The organism is Prevotella sp. oral taxon 376 (assembly GCF_003043945.1).
GTDB lineage: Bacteria > Bacteroidota > Bacteroidia > Bacteroidales > Bacteroidaceae > Prevotella.
In genome coordinates this window covers 108769-126329 of sequence record NZ_PYXG01000002.1, presented here as the reverse complement: position 1 = coordinate 126329, position 17561 = coordinate 108769, and the positions used below count along the sequence as shown (strand labels likewise).

Annotated in this window: 14 protein-coding genes and 1 pseudogene; 8 read left to right on the top strand and 7 right to left on the bottom strand. The window is 42.9% G+C overall.

All coding sequences use genetic code 11. The annotated features are described in order from the left end of the window. Positions 1–99 precede the first annotated feature (99 nt). The 6 genes and pseudogenes from serS to C7120_RS14195 all read left to right on the top strand — a co-directional run. Entirely contained in the window at positions 100–1389 is a 1290-nt protein-coding gene (gene serS / locus C7120_RS09975; protein ID WP_107621552.1) for a serine--tRNA ligase, read from the top strand. An 83-nt stretch (positions 1390–1472) separates the two neighbouring features. Beyond that, positions 1473–3815: a bifunctional dihydroorotate dehydrogenase B NAD binding subunit/NADPH-dependent glutamate synthase gene (locus tag C7120_RS09970; protein WP_107621922.1), complete on the top strand. Its 2343-nt coding sequence runs from the start codon at positions 1473–1475 to the stop codon at positions 3813–3815. 98 nt (positions 3816–3913) lie between these two features. Next, the gene (locus C7120_RS09965; RefSeq protein WP_107621551.1) at positions 3914–5038 is read left to right on the top strand and encodes a hypothetical protein; all 1125 of its coding nucleotides are present in this window, start codon (positions 3914–3916) and stop codon (positions 5036–5038) included. A 17-nt stretch (positions 5039–5055) separates the two neighbouring features. Next, on the top strand, positions 5056–5928 hold the full coding sequence (locus C7120_RS09960; protein WP_107621550.1) for a nucleoside phosphorylase: 873 nt from the start codon (positions 5056–5058) through the stop codon (positions 5926–5928). Positions 5929–5937: 9 nt separating this feature from the next. Next, positions 5938–7296, top strand: a complete 1359-nt coding sequence (mnmE, locus tag C7120_RS09955) for a tRNA uridine-5-carboxymethylaminomethyl(34) synthesis GTPase MnmE (RefSeq protein ID WP_107621549.1) — start codon at positions 5938–5940, stop codon at positions 7294–7296. A 300-nt stretch (positions 7297–7596) separates the two neighbouring features. Next, a pseudogene (locus C7120_RS14195) lies at positions 7597–7842 on the top strand (hypothetical protein); the annotation flags it as partial. A 111-nt stretch (positions 7843–7953) separates the two neighbouring features. Here the strand turns inward: C7120_RS14195 and rd are convergent. The 6 genes from rd to C7120_RS14190 all read right to left on the bottom strand — a co-directional run bounded on the left by rd (position 7954) and on the right by C7120_RS14190 (position 12032). Continuing rightward, positions 7954–8115, bottom strand: coding sequence for a rubredoxin (rd, locus tag C7120_RS09945; protein WP_107621548.1), 162 nt, complete (start codon positions 8113–8115; stop codon positions 7954–7956). Positions 8116–8510: 395 nt separating this feature from the next. After that, a complete protein-coding gene (gene ald / locus C7120_RS09940) occupies positions 8511–9617 on the bottom strand; it encodes an alanine dehydrogenase (RefSeq protein WP_107621547.1) in 1107 nt (368 codons plus the stop codon). 86 nt (positions 9618–9703) lie between these two features. Next, positions 9704–10417, bottom strand: a complete 714-nt coding sequence (locus C7120_RS09935; RefSeq protein WP_107621546.1) for a DUF2461 domain-containing protein — start codon at positions 10415–10417, stop codon at positions 9704–9706. A gap of 12 nt (positions 10418–10429) precedes the next feature. After that, complete coding sequence (nth, locus tag C7120_RS09930; RefSeq protein ID WP_107621545.1) at positions 10430–11077, bottom strand: endonuclease III; 648 nt, start codon at positions 11075–11077, stop codon at positions 10430–10432. A gap of 106 nt (positions 11078–11183) precedes the next feature. After that, on the bottom strand, positions 11184–11816 hold the full coding sequence (locus tag C7120_RS09925) for an OmpH family outer membrane protein (RefSeq protein ID WP_107621544.1): 633 nt from the start codon (positions 11814–11816) through the stop codon (positions 11184–11186). Between the two features lie 33 nt (positions 11817–11849). Continuing rightward, positions 11850–12032: a hypothetical protein gene (locus C7120_RS14190; RefSeq protein ID WP_107621543.1), complete on the bottom strand. Its 183-nt coding sequence runs from the start codon at positions 12030–12032 to the stop codon at positions 11850–11852. Between the two features lie 88 nt (positions 12033–12120). On the opposite strand from C7120_RS14190, the gene C7120_RS09915 reads away from it, so the two are divergent. Beyond that, complete coding sequence (locus tag C7120_RS09915) at positions 12121–13575, top strand: aminoacyl-histidine dipeptidase (protein ID WP_107621542.1); 1455 nt, start codon at positions 12121–12123, stop codon at positions 13573–13575. Continuing rightward, positions 13576–13944 carry a hypothetical protein gene (locus tag C7120_RS09910; protein ID WP_107621541.1) on the top strand — a complete coding sequence of 123 codons (369 nt, stop codon included), beginning with the start codon at positions 13576–13578 and terminating at the stop codon, positions 13942–13944. A 481-nt stretch (positions 13945–14425) separates the two neighbouring features. Here C7120_RS09910 and gyrA read toward each other — a convergent pair whose 3' ends face one another. Beyond that, positions 14426–17071 carry a DNA gyrase subunit A gene (gene gyrA, locus C7120_RS09905; protein ID WP_107621540.1) on the bottom strand — a complete coding sequence of 882 codons (2646 nt, stop codon included), beginning with the start codon at positions 17069–17071 and terminating at the stop codon, positions 14426–14428. Positions 17072–17561 lie beyond the last annotated feature (490 nt).

The window sequence follows — 17561 nt, the reverse complement described above, 5'->3', positions numbered from 1 at the left end:
AAAAATATTCACCTTGGTTTTAAATATTATTTGTTATTTTGTTTGAAATATATTTTGTATCTTTGCAAAGATAAAAAAAATCTTATAAAATATAGCAATATGCTCACATTAAAACTCATCAGTGAGGAAACCGAACGCGTTATCAAGGGGCTTGAAAAAAAACACTTCCATAATGCCCGTAGTACCGTAGGAAAAGTTTTGGAATATGATAAGCTCCGTCGTCTGACACAGCAGAAGCTGGATGCTAATAAACAACGGCAGAATCAACTTTCACAGCAAATTGGCAGCTTGATAAAGGATGGCAAAAGAGATGAGGCTAACAAGATAAAGAATCAGGTAGCAGAACTAAAATCCGCCGATAAAGCACTTCAGAAAATCATGGAGAAAGCACAACAAGACATGATAGAAGTGCTGCTTACCATCCCGAACATTCCCAATGAGGAAGTTCCAGAGGGGAAAGATGCAACAGATAATGTGGTAGTAAGAGAAGGAGGCGTGATTCCAGACCTCGGACCTTCCCCTCTCTGCCACTGGGATCTCTTGAAAAAATATAATCTGGCTGACTTCGATCTTGGCGTTAAAATCACAGGCGCAGGATTTCCCATCTATATCGGCAAGATGGCTCGTTTTCAGCGTGCCTTGGAAGCTTTCTTTTTAGAGGAGGCTCGCAAGTCTGGATATCTCGAGATTCAACCTCCCTATATGGTGAACCAAGCCTCGGGGCTGGGTACAGGGCAGCTTCCAGACAAGGAAGGACAGATGTATCATGCTAATCTTGACGATCTTTACCTCATCCCGACAGCAGAAGTTCCTGTTACAAATATCTTCCGTGATGTAATTCTTGACGAAAAGGATCTGCCCATCAAGCGTTGTGCCTATTCAGCATGTTTCCGCCGCGAAGCTGGCAGCTATGGCAAGGATGTAAGAGGTCTGAATCGTCTGCATCAGTTCGATAAGGTTGAAATTGTGCGCATTGATAAACCAGAACACTCTTATGAAAGTCTGCGAGAAATGCTCACACATGTGGAGGGGCTGCTTCAGAAACTTGAATTACCTTATCACATTCTGAAACTTTGCGGCGGAGATATGAGCTTCACTTCGGCAATCTGCTATGATTTCGAAACCTATAGTGCCGCCCAGAAACGCTGGTTAGAGGTCTCCTCGGTAAGCAATTTCGAAAGTTATCAGGCCAATCGGCTACATTGTCGCTACCGCCACACAGAAGACAAAAAAATAGAGCTCTGCCACACCCTGAACGGATCGGCGCTGGCGCTTCCCCGTATTGCCGCGACCATTATCGAGAACAACCAGACTCTGGAAGGAATCCGCATGCCCAAGGTGCTCATTCCGTATTGTGGCTTTGATATGCTTGACGACAAGAACTTTTGACTATTTCGATAAACTCTCTTAACCTTTTTATATGTGGCGAAGAGGGTTTATTATATTTATACAAGGACATTAATCTTCATATCATGTATAGAATCGTTTCCAAAAATCAATACTCAGAAAAAGTCTTCAACATTGAAGTCGAGGCCCCATTGATAGCTAAGAGTTGCAAGCCTGGCAACTTCATTATCATCCGTGTTGACAACAATAGTGAACGAGTGCCCTATACCATTGCTAAAGCTGATGTGGAGAAAGGTACACTTAACCTGGTAATCCAAGAAGTTGGCCTTTCTTCGACCAAACTCTGCAGTCTGAATGTCGGCGACGAGGTAAAAGATATTGTGGGGCCTCTCGGCAATCCTTCAAAAATAGAGAATTACGGAACGGTTCTATGCGCAGGTGGCGGCATTGGAATTGCCGCAATCCTACCTATTCTAACAGCTTTGAAACAGGCAGGTAACCGTATCATTTCCGTTCTTGCAGGGCGCACGAAAGAACTTGTCATCATGGCAGATGATGTAAGGAAGTTTTCCGATGAGGTCATCATTATGACAGACGATGGCTCGTGGGGAAAAAAAGGAGTCATTACGGTTGGTATGGAAAAGGTCATCAACCAAGAACATATAGACAAGGTACTTGCCATCGGGCCTCCTGTCATGATGAAATTTTGTTCTTTGCTTGCCAGGAAATACAATATTTCTAATGATGTATCCTTAAATACCATCATGGTAGACGGTACTGGCATGTGTGGCGCATGCAGACTTACCATCGGTGGAAAGACCAAGTTCGTTTGTATTGACGGTCCGGAATTTGACGGAGATTTAGTTGATTGGGACGAGATGTTCAAGCGCATGAGCACATTCAAAAGCGTAGAGCGTGATGAAATGGAACACTATGCGGAACACATAGAGAAGATTAGCCATGAAATCCCGAGGACGCAAAAGGGTACCGAAGAAAAGATTAGGGTAGACGACTCTATAGGGCTATTAACAGATCGTAATGCCCAGTGGCGTAAAGATTTACGAATATCCATGAAACCAAAGGAACGGATGGCTATCGAACGCGTTAAGATGCCCGAACTGGATCCTGCGTATCGTGCAACGACACGACTTGAAGAGGTAAACAAAGGACTTACAGAGGAGATGGCTGTCATGGAAGCAAAGCGTTGTCTTGACTGTGCGAAACCAACCTGTGTAGGAGGCTGTCCTGTAAACATTGATATTCCTTCGTTCATCAAGAATATTGAGCGTAGAGAGTATCTGGCCGCTGCCAAGGTCTTGAAGAACACCTCTGCCCTTCCGGCTGTATGCGGTCGTGTATGCCCACAGGAAAAACAATGCGAGAGCCAGTGTATCCACCTTAAAATGAATGGCCCTGCAGTTGCCATTGGACATCTTGAACGATTTGCTGCTGACTATGAGCGCGAAAGTGGAAATATTTCACTGCCAGAAATGGAACCTGCCAATGGCATTAAGGTTGCCACTATAGGCTCTGGGCCTGCAGGATTGAGCTTTGCCGGCGACATGGCCAGAAGAGGGTTTAGCGTTTATGTTTTTGAGGCTTTGCATGAAATCGGCGGGGTTTTGAAATATGGCATTCCGGAATTCCGCCTTCCTAACCGCATCGTTGATGTCGAAATAGAAAACCTGAAAAAGATAGGGGTTCATTTCCAGACTGATTGCATAGTCGGAAAGACCATTAACATAGATGAACTTGAGCAAAAAGGATTTAAGGGCATCTTTGTTGGCTCTGGGGCAGGGCTCCCAAATTTCATGAATATTCCTGGGGAGAACCTCATCAATGTCATGAGCTCCAACGAATATCTTACTCGTGTGAACCTCATGGATGCGGCAAATCCTAAAACTGACACTCCTATCATATTGGGGAAAAAGGTCTTAGTAGTAGGTGGAGGTAACACGGCCATGGACTCTTGCCGCACAGCCAAGCGTCTCGGTGCCGATGTTACACTGGTCTATCGTCGGTCTGAAATAGAGATGCCTGCCCGTCTGGAGGAGGTCAAGCATGCAAAGGAGGAAGGCATCAAATTCCTAACCTTGCATAATCCTAAAGAATATATATCTGACAAAAACGGCAGGGTTGCGGCAGCAGTTCTTGATGTAATGAAGCTTGGAGAACCTGATGCAAGCGGACGACGCAGACCAGAAGTTACCGGAAAAACATTAACCGTGGATTGCGACCAGGTGATTGTTGCCGTTGGGGTCAGCCCCAACCCACTGGTTCCAAAGTCAATTCCCGGCTTGGCACTTGGGCGGAAGAATACCATCGTTGTCAATGACGAGATGCAAAGTTCGCAAGCCAATATATTTGCAGGCGGAGACATTGTTCGCGGTGGTGCGACTGTAATCCTCGCCATGGGAGACGGGCGGCGTGCCGCAACTAACATGGCTAAAAGACTCATACAATCATAAATGGATTTGTATACTGCTCAGTATATTTAATTTTCATAAAACAGACATTTCATATAACTGATTTTGTAATATAAGATATTATTACTATCTTTGCAGATATGGGAAAAGTGAACATTGTTTTACTATTAATTGTATTTTCTCTAACCAGTGCCTCTGCGCAAAAGGGAAAAACAAGGGGAGCGCCTAAACCTGTCGTGACGCGAGAGTCCCTTCAGGACAAGCTATTTAAGTCGATGCTGCCATCAACAGCAAAGGTTATGTTCATTGACAGTCTCGTTGTCGATAAGGATTCTTTCCTGATAAGAATCCCGCTAAACCACGAATCCGGCTACCTTTATACAACTAAAGACGGTGTCAATGGTTATACGAATGAATTTGAGAATCACACCTATTACTCTGCGGAGAATGATTCCATCCGCCATCTCTATTCTGCAGATAAATTAGGTGAAAGTTGGGGAACGGGAACAACGCTTGATGGCATTGGAGACGAATATATTGATCAGAATTTCCCGTTCCTTATGTCAGATGGCATTACTCTGTTCTTTTCAGCCAAAGGAAAACATAGCTTGGGAGGATACGATATCTTTACTACAATGTTCGACAGCCAGTCTGGCCAATTCTATGAGCCGCAGAACTATGGGCTTCCTTTTAATTCTCATGCCAATGACTATCTGCTCGCCATTGATGAAGTTGACACACTCGGTTGGCTTGTTAGCGATCGTTTCCAGCCTGAAGGAAAGGTCTGTATATATACTTTTATTCCCACAACTCCACGACAAAGTTTTGAAGGGGAAGACATCACTAATGAAGAGCTTACCAAATATGCAAACTTGAATGCCATTGATGAAACTTGGCAGTTTGGCAATTATAAGACAGCTATTGTAAGACTTAAAAGCATGAAGGCACGAGAAGAAAAAAAACACAATGCAAACACAATTGATTTCGCCATAAACGATGATATAGTCTATCACGATATCCAAGATTTCAAGTTTTCAAATAATCGACAACTATTCCTTGAGTGGAAAAACCAGAAAAGCATGCTGGTGAACGAGGAAGAAAAGCTCCACAAGCTACGAGAAATATATGCCAAAAGCAACAAATCTACGCAGCAGCATCTTCAACAAGAAATTATTCGCACAGAAGAGAATGTGGAACAACTAAGGTTGTCCCTCCATCAAAAAGAAAAGAGAATTCGAAACAATGAAATCAGTATACTAAAATAACTAAAACCAGATGCTACATGAACAAATATTTTGCTCCATCAGAGTTGATTATTAATGAAGACGGAAGTTGTTTCCATCTTCATTTGAAGCCAGAGCAACTGGCAGACAAAGTAATCTTAGTCGGTGATCCTGACAGAGTTTCTCTGGTTTCCTCTCATTTTGAAAGTATTGAAGACGAAGTTCAGAGTCGTGAATTCCATTCTGTTACCGGCATATATAGAAGCAAGCGCATCACGGCTCAGAGTACAGGTATAGGGTGCGACAACATTGATATTGTAATGAACGAATTAGATGCCCTTGCCAATATTGATTTTAAGACCCGTAAGGAAAAATCCAGACATCGTACACTTTCTATTTGCCGTATAGGAACTTGCGGTGGTTTACAACCAGATACTCCTGTTGGCACATATATTGCCAGTGCAAAGAGTATAGGTTTTGACGGGCTCATTAACTTTTATGCGAATCGCAATGAAATTTGCGATTTGGAGTTCGAACATGAATTCAGGAGTCAAGTCAAATGGGATGATCAACTTGGGAACCCATATGTCGTAGATGCGGACAAGGAACTCGTCAAGCATATTGCGGGCGAGGAAATGGTACAGGGTGTTACGATTGCATGCGGTGGATTCTATGGTCCACAAGGTCGTGTGCTCCGTGTCCCTTTAGCAGATCCGAACCTGAATGAGAAAATAGAAAACTTTGAATACAAAGGCTTGCGAATCATGAACTTTGAGATGGAAAGTAGTGCGCTTGCAGGCCTTGCTAAGTTAATGGGACACAAAGCGATGACATGCTGTATGGTGATTGCTAATCGCCGCATTCTTGAGGCTAACACCAGCTATAAAAACAGCATAGATGGGCTAATCAAATTAGTCCTTGAAAGAATTTAAACGAATTTGATGATACAAGATCTTCAAGATACTATTGCAGCAATGTCGACACCTGCAGGTGGCGCCATTGGCATTGTTAGGGTCTCTGGCCCTGATGCAATTACTATTACCTCTAAACTTTTTAGTAAAAATCTTACTGACTCAAAGACCAATAGTCTCTATTATGGAAACTTTCATACCTTACATGGCGAGTTATTGGATGATGTTATGATCAGCATCTATCGTGCCCCCCACTCTTACACAGGAGAAAATGCGACGGAAATTAGCTGCCACGGTTCTCGTTATATCATGCAAAAAATACTTCAGACTCTTATTGATGCCGGGTGTCGACAAGCAATGCCAGGGGAATATACACAGCGTGCATATCTAAATAATAAAATGGATTTAAGCCAAGCAGAAGCTGTAGCTGACTTAGTTTCTTCCAGCAATTGCGCCTCCCACAAACTAGCCCTTAGTCAACTTCGTGGACACTTCAGTAGTGAACTTAGCCAACTTCGTGAACAGTTACTAAAGATAACTTCACTTTTAGAATTAGAACTCGACTTCAGTGATCATGAAGAATTGGAATTTGCCGATCGTACAAAGTTATTGAAACTAACAGGTAAGATTCTAAAGCATATCAACACTCTAATTCATTCCTTCGAAACGGGAAATGCACTAAAAAATGGCATCCCTGTTGCTATTATCGGCAAGACGAATGTAGGTAAAAGTACATTACTAAACAAATTACTTCACGAAGAAAAAGCCATTGTGAGCGATATCCATGGAACAACGCGTGATGTTATCGAAGACACCACTGAAATAGAAGGAATAACTTTCCGCTTTATTGATACGGCTGGCATACGCAATACCCAAGATAAGGTTGAACAACTCGGCATTAAGCGAACCTACCAAAAACTGGATGAAGCCATCATCGTTTTATGGATTATTGACAGAAGCATAACAGATAAGGATGTTGGCAAAATGCAAGAGAAATGCAAGGGAAAAAAACTTATCCTTGTACGCAATAAGATAGACTTAAACCCGGAGGACGAGACTCCTATAGAATATAGACCTTTCGTTGAGATTAGTGCCAAATATGGCGAAGGTTTCGCAGATTTAGAAACTGCATTGATTAATAGTGCTGATATCCCAGAAATTAATGAGAATAGTGTTATTGTTACCAATATACGACACTATGAAGCTCTGACTAAAGCCCGAGAAAGTATTCTGAGAGTCATCGAATCCATACAAATGGGACTTAGCGGAGACCTCATTTCAGAAGATCTTCGCAATTGCCTTGATCAACTCTCTGAAATTACCGGAACACCGATTACACCTAATGAGGTTCTAAGCAATATTTTTAAACATTTCTGCATCGGCAAATAAGCCTGCAGAGATGTGAACAAATCAAATACCAGGCAAACACAACTACTGCGAAATATATCATTATAAATCAATAAGATGCAAAAACAAAAAATAAATCATAATTTTGCAGTAGTTGTGTTTGTTTTTTCGTTTATTTGTTGCTCGCTTTGTTGCTTGAAATTATAAAGCAACAAAGCGAGCAACAAAATTATGGGACAATCAAAGGAATCTTAGTAAGCCCGTGCTATGGCCAGGGAAAACGCATTATAAAAATCATTCCTCTTCATAATCAAATGATATTACCCGTTTGGAGCAAGGGCGGTGTCATCCGCCAAAGCGTCCGCTCACTTTGAGCAAACGCCAAAGCAAAACTTTTGCAGGGATTGCGGCGGGCAATTTCAAGGTAGTCAGTATATAAATAAAGTCTCTTTATGGAATGATTATCTGACTGCCAAGTGAAGCATTGCTGAACTTTCCATTCTTCACAAATGCTCAAAAAGAACCATACGCCGTAGGTTAAAGTTTGTGGCGGACAGCTTTACGCGAATCTATCCTATGTCTGCAACAAACACACCAAAAGACTCTTAATAGTACATTTGAATAAGTCGTTTATAGTAAAAAGGTTACGCCAATCAATTGTACTGGGCGCAACCTTTTTTGTAACAAGAGACTCTGGAGCTACTCTTCTGGACTGAAATCCTCTTTTCCGACACCGCACTCTGGGCATACCCAATCTTCTGGTAAATCTTCGAATGCCGTTCCGGGCTGAATGCCGTTATCCGGGTCCCCTACTTCTGGATCATAAACCCATCCGCAAACATCACATACATACTTCTTCATAAAGTTCTTGTTTTAATAATTAGAAAAATTTTATCTACTATTATCTTCTCAGAATATATATTCTTACGAAATTTAAATCTGTATACAAAAATAATAAATAATATCAAATAGGGAAGAATTTTTATATATAATTTTTATTAAAAGTTTTGTTATATGCTTCTCCTGAAAATATGGAGAAATCCGATAATAATACTTCGGTTCCTTTAAGTACCGTTTTCCCCTGTTGTATCCTCAACAATTACACTGTTTTACTGATATCGTGCTGACTTAGAGAAATGACTCCTTTATATCATTGGACAAAATACAATAGACCTGTCGCACATAGTTTGAGCAAGTCTATTGTATTAGGTATTATATTCACTTTCCGCATAAATATATGGAATAAGGACCTGCTATTACAATGTCAACGGTTCATAAGGCAAACCGAACACATCTGCAATGGCTTTATAGGTAACTCTTCCACCAACGATATTCAGACCTTTATATAAGGTGGCATCCTCCTTACAAGCTTGCTTCCATCCTTTATCTGCCAGCTTCAGAGCATAACGAAGTGTAGCATTCGTAAGAGCGGTCGTCGAAGTATTGGGGACTGCTCCGGGGATATTAGCGACAGCATAATGAACAATGCCATCTACTGTATAAACAGGGTTGCTATGGGTTGTCGGATGCGATGTTTCAAAACATCCTCCTTGATCTATGGCGACATCAACCAGAACCGTTCCTGGCTCCATGAGCTTTAACATATCGCGAGTAATAAGATGAGGAGCCTTGTCTCCCGGGATAAGCACGGAGCCAACAACAATATCCACATTTCCTAACTCGTTTTGTATATTATGGAGGGATGAATAAAGTGTATGAACATTCTCTGGTAATTCAAGTTGTAACTGGCGCAGTCGGGACAGATTTATATCGGTAACATAAACTTCTGCCCCCATACCGGCAGCCATGCGGGCAGCAGCCTCTCCCACTGTACCACCACCAAGAACGAGCACTTTAGCCGGCTTTACTCCTGGGACCCCACTAATAAGCTTGCCTTTGCCGCCATGGGTTTTCTGAAGATAGTAGGCACCTTCCATAAGTCCCATCCGCCCGGCAACCTCGCTCATTGGGACAAGAAGGGGTAAACGATCATCCGAAGTCTGTACTGTTTCATAGGCCAAACAAACAGCCCCACTCTTAAGCATGGCATCTGTCAGCGGGCGATCACATGCAAAATGGAAATAAGTGAAGAGCAGCTGTCCACCATGGACCAGTGGATATTCCGGAGCAATAGGTTCCTTTACTTTAAGGATCATGTCCGCAATACCATATATATCTTCTATGGCCGGGAGCATTCTTGCCCCCACTTTCTCGTACATTTCATCAGCAAAGCCACTACCCTCTCCCGCCGTATGTTGTACATAGACTTCATGACCGTGCCTGACCAATTCAGATACTCCCGCTGGGGTCATACCTACGCGATTCTCGTTGTCTTTGATCTCTTTTGGGATACCAATTTTCATGATAGAATGATTTAAAAAGTTAAAAAATATCTGCGGTAAATATACAAAAAAATCCTATACAGTATATAGGATTTAAATATTTTTTATTATTCATAGTCATCTATCACAGAATTTATGATATCCATCATAGGCTTAGCTATCTTGAAGTAGTCTGTAATCTTCTTGATCCAACCATCGCCATCGAAAAAATCTTCGGATAGAACATGCCATGCCGCATAATCCTTCATCCTCAGATAATCAAGAAATTCATAATCATTGGGAAAACCTTTAGGAGCTGTACGAAGAAGAGAAATGCCAAATCCTTTTTGAGAAATGTTACCATCGTCTTCCCAGTGTCCTTCACCTGGGTAGCCATAGTATTTTATGAATTTTCCATTTTCTACTGCATGTCTCCATTCGCCAATATTCCCCATGATTTCATTCCGGCACGATGTAAGGATATTTGTTGGAAGCCAATAACTTCCAGTACAAACCAGACATTGGCCGGGTTGAATGTGAATATAGTAACCACCACGCAATGCCTTGCGCCCATGAGAGCATATAAAAGCTCCAAAATGTCGCTTGTAAGGCGATTTGTCGTTCGAGAAACGGATATCACGATAAAATCGGTAGCAGCAGTCCTTTGTCGTAAGATGAGATATTTCCGGATCAAACTTAGAGATTTCCGCGATCAGCTTCCCTACTCCGTCTTCAAAATCAGCCTTGCATGCCAGGTATTCAACCTTATGCTCTTGAAACCATGGGCGGTTATTATTAGCCGCGATATCTGTGAGGAATTTCAATATTCGCCGTGTATTCATAACATTCAGACTTTATAGTTTAGAATTCTCCAATAGTTTCGGACAAATCTCATCAAAAGGGCATACCTCACACTTCGGCCTACTACTCTGGCAGATATAGCGACCATGGAGCAAGAGCCAGTGATGCGCACTGGGAATATCAGCTTCTGGGATGTTTTTCATCAACTCATACTCTACTTTTAATGGAGTATTAGCCGTTTGAGGAACAAGTCCTAAACGACGACTTACCCGATAGACATGTGTATCCACTGCCATGGCTGCCCGTCCAAACCATACTGCTTGAAGTACATTCGCAGTCTTACGCCCTACTCCTGGAAGTTTAATCAGGTCTTCCATTGCAGAGGGCACCTCTCCGGCAAACTCATCTACTATCATACGGGACATTTCAACCAGATGACGCGACTTAGCATTTGGATAACTTACCGACCGTATAAACTCAAAAACATCTTCCGGCTCCGCTTTTGCCATTTCTTTTGCTGTCGGATAATGGCGAAAGAGTTCAGGAGTAATTTGGTTTATACGCTTATCAGTACATTGTGCGCTAAGGAGCGTGGCACAAAGTAACTGAAAAGCATTAGAAAACTGAAGTTCCGTTGTTACTACCGGTTCCTTTTCACGAAAGTATTCAAGTATGTATTGATAGCGTTGCTGACGGGTCATATAAAAAAATGAAATTAATAAGGTACGCGTACAATAATATATTTGGAAAATCCCTGTCTTCCTTTCGAAAGAACAGGGACCAGAATCTATAAAGCCACAAGAAAGACTATTTTTTCTTTGCAGGAGCATTATTTTCCTCTGCAGAAGTCTCCTTTTTCGCAGAAGCACCCTTATAAGCTTTATTCAAACCTGTAACAACTTCGTCAGTAATATTAAATGCCTTATCAGCATAAAGGAGGTTGTCTCCCGACTTACTTAAAATAAGACTGTATTTCTTATCCACATTATATTTTGCAAGAAAATGTTGAATAGAATCCCTAAGTGCCTTGTTATATTTTTCTGTTTCTGCCTGAAATTCATTAGTGAGACGCTGGTTTAATGCTTGAAGATCATTACCCTGCCTCTGGAGATTAGCCTGAATGCCCTCTGCCTGTTCACGGGTATAAGCATTTTGCTGAAGCTTCTGTTGGAAATTTGCAGCTGCTGCTTGCAGCTGTTGTTGTTTGGCACTCAGCGTGTTCTGTATATTGTTACCTTTTTTCTCGAGAATATTGGCAAATTCCTTACAAAAAGCATATTGGGTCATGATTGAATCTACTTCTACATAGGCTATCTTCAAACTTGAGGGGACATTCTGTTCCGAAACTTTTTGGTCTACTTGTGGATTACTTTTGTTACATGATGTCAAAGCAAAAACTATGGTTGTAACTGCCATTGTTTTGAAAACCATTTTTTTCATAATCTTATATTTTTTATTTTTCCAAATTCAGGCTTAATTCGCTCTTTCCTCCCGGTCCTGATCGATTACGCAATGAATACCGAGTTTGCGAAGCGCGGGATTATCGTGAACATGCTGTGAAGAGAATCTACCATTCTTTCTTGCAATCACCTTTACGCAAAGCAAAGCAACCGCTATAGCAATTATTAACACGCTTAATAGCAATGTTCCAATCATTTTTGTTAAATTTGCAGTGTCAATAATGACAATTATCGGAACAAAGGTAATATTTTAAAATCAAAAGACAAAATAAAATATCATAAAAATGAGTAATGTAGAGTTAAAACCTGCTCGTGTCTTTGAGCAATTTGCAAAAATTAATCAGATTCCCCGTCCTTCGAAACACGAGGAGAAGATGATTGAGTATCTAAAAACTTTTGGAAAGAAACATGGTCTTGAGACAAAAGTCGATGAGACAGGAAATGTGCTTATAAAGAAACCGGCAACACCAGGTTATGAAAATCGCAAGACCACGATTCTCCAAAGCCATATGGATATGGTATGCGACAAACTGGTAGATGTTGATTTCAACTTTGAAACCGATCCGATCCAGACTTATGTAGATGGAGAATGGATGCATGCCAAAGGTACCACATTAGGTGCTGACGATGGCATAGGAGATGCTATCGAACTCGCCATACTCGATTCTGACGACATTGAGCACGGCCCTTTAGAGTGTGTTTTCACGCGTGATGAGGAGACCGGACTCACTGGAGCCTTTGGGATGAAGCCTGGATTCATGAATGGAGACTATCTCATCAATCTCGATTCGGAAGACGAAGGAGAAATCTTCATCTCGTGTGCCGGGGGTATCAATACTACAGCTATATTCAAATATACACGCGAATCTGCCCCTGAAAACTATTTCTTTATGCTCGCCTCTCTAAAGGGCTTGAATGGCGGCCATTCCGGAGACGACATTGAGAAGAAGCGTGCCAATGCCATCAAGATTTTGTCCCGCTTCCTGTATGATGAATCTCAGAAAACAGACCTCCGCCTTGCGCAATGGAATTCTGGAAGAATGCACAATGCAATTCCCCGAGACGGAAAAATCATCTTTGCCGTCCCATTTGATAAGAAAGAAGAAGTCAAAGCTGATTGGAACCTGTTTACGGAAGCAGTTGAGGATGAATACCATATTACCGATACAGCGATGGTATGGACTCTTGAAAGCACCGATGCCCAAACCATTATGCCCAAGGAAACAAGCGAAAAACTGATTCTTGCGCTTCAGGCACTCGATAATGGCGTGTTTGCTATGTGCCAGGACGAGGCACTGGCATGGATGGTGGAGACTTCCAGCAATGTAGCAAGCGTGCAAAGCTCAGAAGACAAAGTCGTTATTGTAACCAGTCAGCGTTCTAATGTTATGAGTAATCTCCGCAATATGGCCAATACCATCAAAGCAACATTCCAGTTGGCTGGTGCGGAGGTTGTCCAAAACGATGGTTATCCTGCCTGGAAGATGCGTACCGACTCAAAGCTTCAGGAAATCACAGTCGAGGCTTACAAAAAACTTTTTGGCAAAGAGCCTAAAGTTCTGGGAATTCATGCAGGACTTGAATGTGGACTTTTCTCTGAAAAGTATCCCAACCTCGACATGGTAAGCTTCGGCCCAACTCTTCGCAATGTGCACACTCCGGATGAGAAACTTCACATCCCGACGGTGCAAATGGTGTGGGATCATTTGTTGGAGATTCTGAAAAACATACCCGAATAAATGAAGCAAAGTTTTGTCATTCTCATATTTCTGTCCGCGGCCATCTTCACTGGCTGCGGACAGAAGCACTATGCCAAACAACTTATATCCGATTTTCTTGATAAAAACCTGAACGACCCGGATATCAGCAGTGTTTCGTATAGCGAACTTGATTCCACAATCTACATTACCGACAGTATTATTCAAGTGATGCATCAACAGGCAGACACGATGAAAGCATTCAGGCCTAAGATTCGATATACGAAAGGAAAACCCACCGAAAAACTGCTTTTCATGACCGTGAGATTCAGGCAAAACGATGAAAAGCATACATATACTTTCTACTTTGACCACGGGCTTCAGAAAGTTTTGGCATTTAAGAGAAACTGAAATAATATAACCTTATCACATAAAAAAGGAGTATGGTAATATGTCATAACATGTCCTTTTTTACTTAAAAATAGTCTATTTAGTATATTTTAGGAATAAAAACCTCCCAAGAATTGGAGCTTTATAGATTTTATTGTATATTTGCAACCAAGTATTAGAGGTAAGAAAAGATCAGACTGTTCAGTCTGGTAGGTTTCTTTTCATGTGAATGACGAGTTTCTCTACTAAATTTATGTATTCCCTTTTAGTTGACTGTTCAAGTGATCATATTCAACTTACCCATGTAGATTATACTTTCATTTAAAGCGATTTAATAATCCTCCGCAAGTGATTTGTAGAGGATTATTTTCATATATCCACATCCATAGACAAAAAAGATCAATAACTGGAACAGTTAGCTAACCCAAAAAGAAAGGCCTCCAATTCAGGAGGCCTCACTTGTCAAATCCACTCTTTCGGTCTGAAAAAAGCAGAAAGCGGCTTATTCATCTATCGGCTCCGCGTCATCAAAGCTTACAAGCGGCGCCTGATCATCAGGAGATTTGCCTTCAAAGACATCACTCTCGTTATCAGTTCCTGTTGCAGAGGTGCTATCACTCTTGATTTCCCCACTCTTCTTTGCCCACTCGGCCCGGCTTTCTTCTTCGACCGTAGCTTCAAGTTCTGAACTCATGACCTTGCAGACGCTTGCAATTACATCATTTTTCTTGGAGAGATTGATGAGACGAACTCCCTGGGTATTCCTGCCCATTACACGAACATCGGCAACGGCAAGGCGGATCGCAATACCGCTCTTATTGATAATCATCAGGTCATTCTCATCCGTAACAATCTTGATGGCAACAAGTCCACCGGTCTTTTCCGTAACATTCAAAGTGCGTACCCCCTTAGAACCGCGGTGAGTCTTGCGATACTCAACAACCTGTGAGCGCTTGCCATATCCTTCCTCACTCACTACCATCACGGTCTCCTCATCCGGTTTGTTGACAACGATCATGCCTATCACGGCGTCGTCGGCACCATCAAGGGTCATTCCCTTAACACCGGTAGCGGTACGCCCCATTGTGCGCACTTCTGTTTCATCAAAACGGCAGGCACGACCATGCTTGTCCGCAAGAATCAACTCGTTCTCGCCATTGGTCAGACGGACATCTACCACTTCATCACCATCAGCAATGTTGATGGCAATCACGCCTTTAGAGCGTGGGTTAGAATAAGCCTTTAAGGATGTCTTCTTGACAGTTCCGTTCTTTGTCGCAAATACTACATAATGGCTGTTCACGAATTCCTCGTCCTCCAGACCGCGGCCACGAAGGCGCAGGAACGCATTGACCGCATCGTCTGCCTCTATATTCAGCAAGTTCTGAATAGCACGCCCCTTAGAGGTCTTGTCGCCCTCCGGGATATTATAGCACTTGAGCCAGTAGCAACGCCCCTTCTTCGTGAAGAATAGCAGCGTCTGGTGCATAGTCGCGGGATAGATATACTCTGTGAAGTCGGTGTCCCGTGTATGGGCTCCCTTGCTTCCCACCCCCCCACGAGCCTGCTCGCGGAAGTCTGCCAAAGGAGTACGCTTGATATAGCCCAGATGGCTGACCGTGATGACAACGGGATCATTCGGATAGAAATCCTCGGCATTAAACTCATGTTCGGCCGGGATGATCTCCGTTCGGCGCGCATCGCCATATTTTTCCTTAACCTCAAAGAGTTCGTCCTTCATCACCTTCTTACAAAGTTCCGGATCATCGAGAATAGACTGCAGGTAGACAATCTGAGCCTGCAGCTCATCAAACTCAGCGTGTAACTGATCCATGCGCAGGCCTGTAAGCTGTGAGAGACGCATATCGACGATGGCCTTACTCTGCAAACTGTCGAGCTCGAAACGCTGCTCAAGGTTCGTCTGGGCTTCTGCCGGAGTCTTGGAAGCACGGATAATATGTACCACCTCATCGATATGATCACAGGCAATAATCAATCCCTCAAGAATGTGGGCACGCTCCTGGGCTTTCCTCAAGTCAAACTTCGTACGGCGAATGGTTACATCATGGCGATGATCTACGAAGTACTTGATGCACTCCCGTAAGCTAAGCAAGCGGGGACGACCTTTTACAAGGGCGATACAGTTAACGGAGAATGAACTCTGAAGCGCTGTCATCTTGAAAAGCTTGTTCAGAATCACATTGGCGTTGGCATCCCTCTTCACATCGACAACAATACGCATGCCTTGCCGGCCGGTCTCGTCGTTGACATTGGAGATACCGTCGAGCTTTCCTTCCTTTACCAAGTCGGCAATATATTCTATGAGTTGCTGCTTGTTCACGCCGTAGGGAATTTCCGTAACGACAATCTTGTCGTGGTTCTCGCCGGCCTCAATTTCGGCCTTTGCACGCATTACGATGCGACCGCGGCCAGTCTCATAAGCTTGACGGACGCCTTCCAGGCCATAGATATACGCTCCCGTGGGGAAATCCGGAGCAGGAATATACTCCATCAAGCCCTCTATATCAATTTCCGGATGATCAATATAAGCGCAGCAACCATCAATTACCTCACCCAAATTATGGGTCGGAATATTAGTCGCCATACCTACCGCAATACCATTACCTCCGTTTACCAACAAGTTGGGAATCTTCGTGGGCATTACGACAGGCTCCTGAAGTGTGTCGTCGAAGTTGTTCGTCATATCGACAGTATCCTTTTCCAGGTCGTCCATGATATGTTCGCCCATACGAGAAAGGCGGCACTCCGTATAACGCATGGCTGCGGGGGAGTCGCCGTCGACGGAGCCAAAGTTCCCCTGTCCGTCGACAAGTTTGTAGCGCATATTCCAATCCTGTCCCATACGGACCAAGGCCCCGTATACCGAACTGTCGCCGTGAGGGTGATATTTACCCAACACCTCACCCACTACGCGGGCACACTTCTTATAGGGGGTGTTGCTGGTATTTCCGATTCCAAGCATTCCGTAGAGGATTCGGCGATGCACCGGCTTGAAACCATCACGAACATCCGGAAGGGCGCGAGCCACGATCACCGACATACTATAGTCGATATAGGAGCTCTTCATCTCTTCCTCGATGTTAATCTTTTTGATCCTGTCCTGATCAATAGTCAGATCTTCATCCATTTTCTTTAATATTTATTTTTCTGATTAATTATAATCGTTTGTTCCGCTGCTTAGAAACCACAAAATCGGCATAGAGGCCCTTTAAACGCCCCAGAATCGATTTTTGCGCTTTCTAACAAGGCTCAAAATTACAAAAAAAAATCGACATGCAAAAACTTTTCAAGCGGTTTTTAAGCCATACGCCACCACTCCGTCCACCATTTTCAGCAGATGACCCTGCCGGAGAGTACTTGCCACACGACAAAATCGGCGAAATCGTAAGACAAAATCGGCGATTTCGTCCCACAATCTCGCCGATTTCGTCAAGCTTGCGACGGCTTTTCACGCCCGACTTCATACGCTGCGGCCAAGCTGGGATTTGCCTTTGTCGGCGCAACACCCATCCAATGGCAAGAGATACATGCTTTTTATATAAAATAAAACGGGCACAAGAAGAAAATCAAAAAAAAGTTGTATCTTTGCCATTGTAATCCAAATACCGGAAAGATGA

Coding starts and splice junctions, on each gene's coding strand:
- C7120_RS14190 (WP_107621543.1), bottom strand. CDS start 12,032: ATGATTGGAACATTGCTATTAAGCGTGTTAATAATTGCTATAGCGGTT.
- C7120_RS09925 (WP_107621544.1), bottom strand. CDS start 11,816: ATGAAAAAAATGGTTTTCAAAACAATGGCAGTTACAACCATAGTTTTT.
- C7120_RS09935 (WP_107621546.1), bottom strand. CDS start 10,417: ATGAATACACGGCGAATATTGAAATTCCTCACAGATATCGCGGCTAAT.
- C7120_RS09960 (WP_107621550.1), top strand. CDS start 5,056: ATGAACAAATATTTTGCTCCATCAGAGTTGATTATTAATGAAGACGGA.
- gyrA (WP_107621540.1), bottom strand. CDS start 17,071: ATGGATGAAGATCTGACTATTGATCAGGACAGGATCAAAAAGATTAAC.
- ald (WP_107621547.1), bottom strand. CDS start 9,617: ATGAAAATTGGTATCCCAAAAGAGATCAAAGACAACGAGAATCGCGTA.
- C7120_RS09915 (WP_107621542.1), top strand. CDS start 12,121: ATGAGTAATGTAGAGTTAAAACCTGCTCGTGTCTTTGAGCAATTTGCA.
- mnmE (WP_107621549.1), top strand. CDS start 5,938: ATGATACAAGATCTTCAAGATACTATTGCAGCAATGTCGACACCTGCA.
- rd (WP_107621548.1), bottom strand. CDS start 8,115: ATGAAGAAGTATGTATGTGATGTTTGCGGATGGGTTTATGATCCAGAA.
- serS (WP_107621552.1), top strand. CDS start 100: ATGCTCACATTAAAACTCATCAGTGAGGAAACCGAACGCGTTATCAAG.
- C7120_RS09965 (WP_107621551.1), top strand. CDS start 3,914: ATGGGAAAAGTGAACATTGTTTTACTATTAATTGTATTTTCTCTAACC.
- C7120_RS09910 (WP_107621541.1), top strand. CDS start 13,576: ATGAAGCAAAGTTTTGTCATTCTCATATTTCTGTCCGCGGCCATCTTC.
- C7120_RS09970 (WP_107621922.1), top strand. CDS start 1,473: ATGTATAGAATCGTTTCCAAAAATCAATACTCAGAAAAAGTCTTCAAC.
- nth (WP_107621545.1), bottom strand. CDS start 11,077: ATGACCCGTCAGCAACGCTATCAATACATACTTGAATACTTTCGTGAA.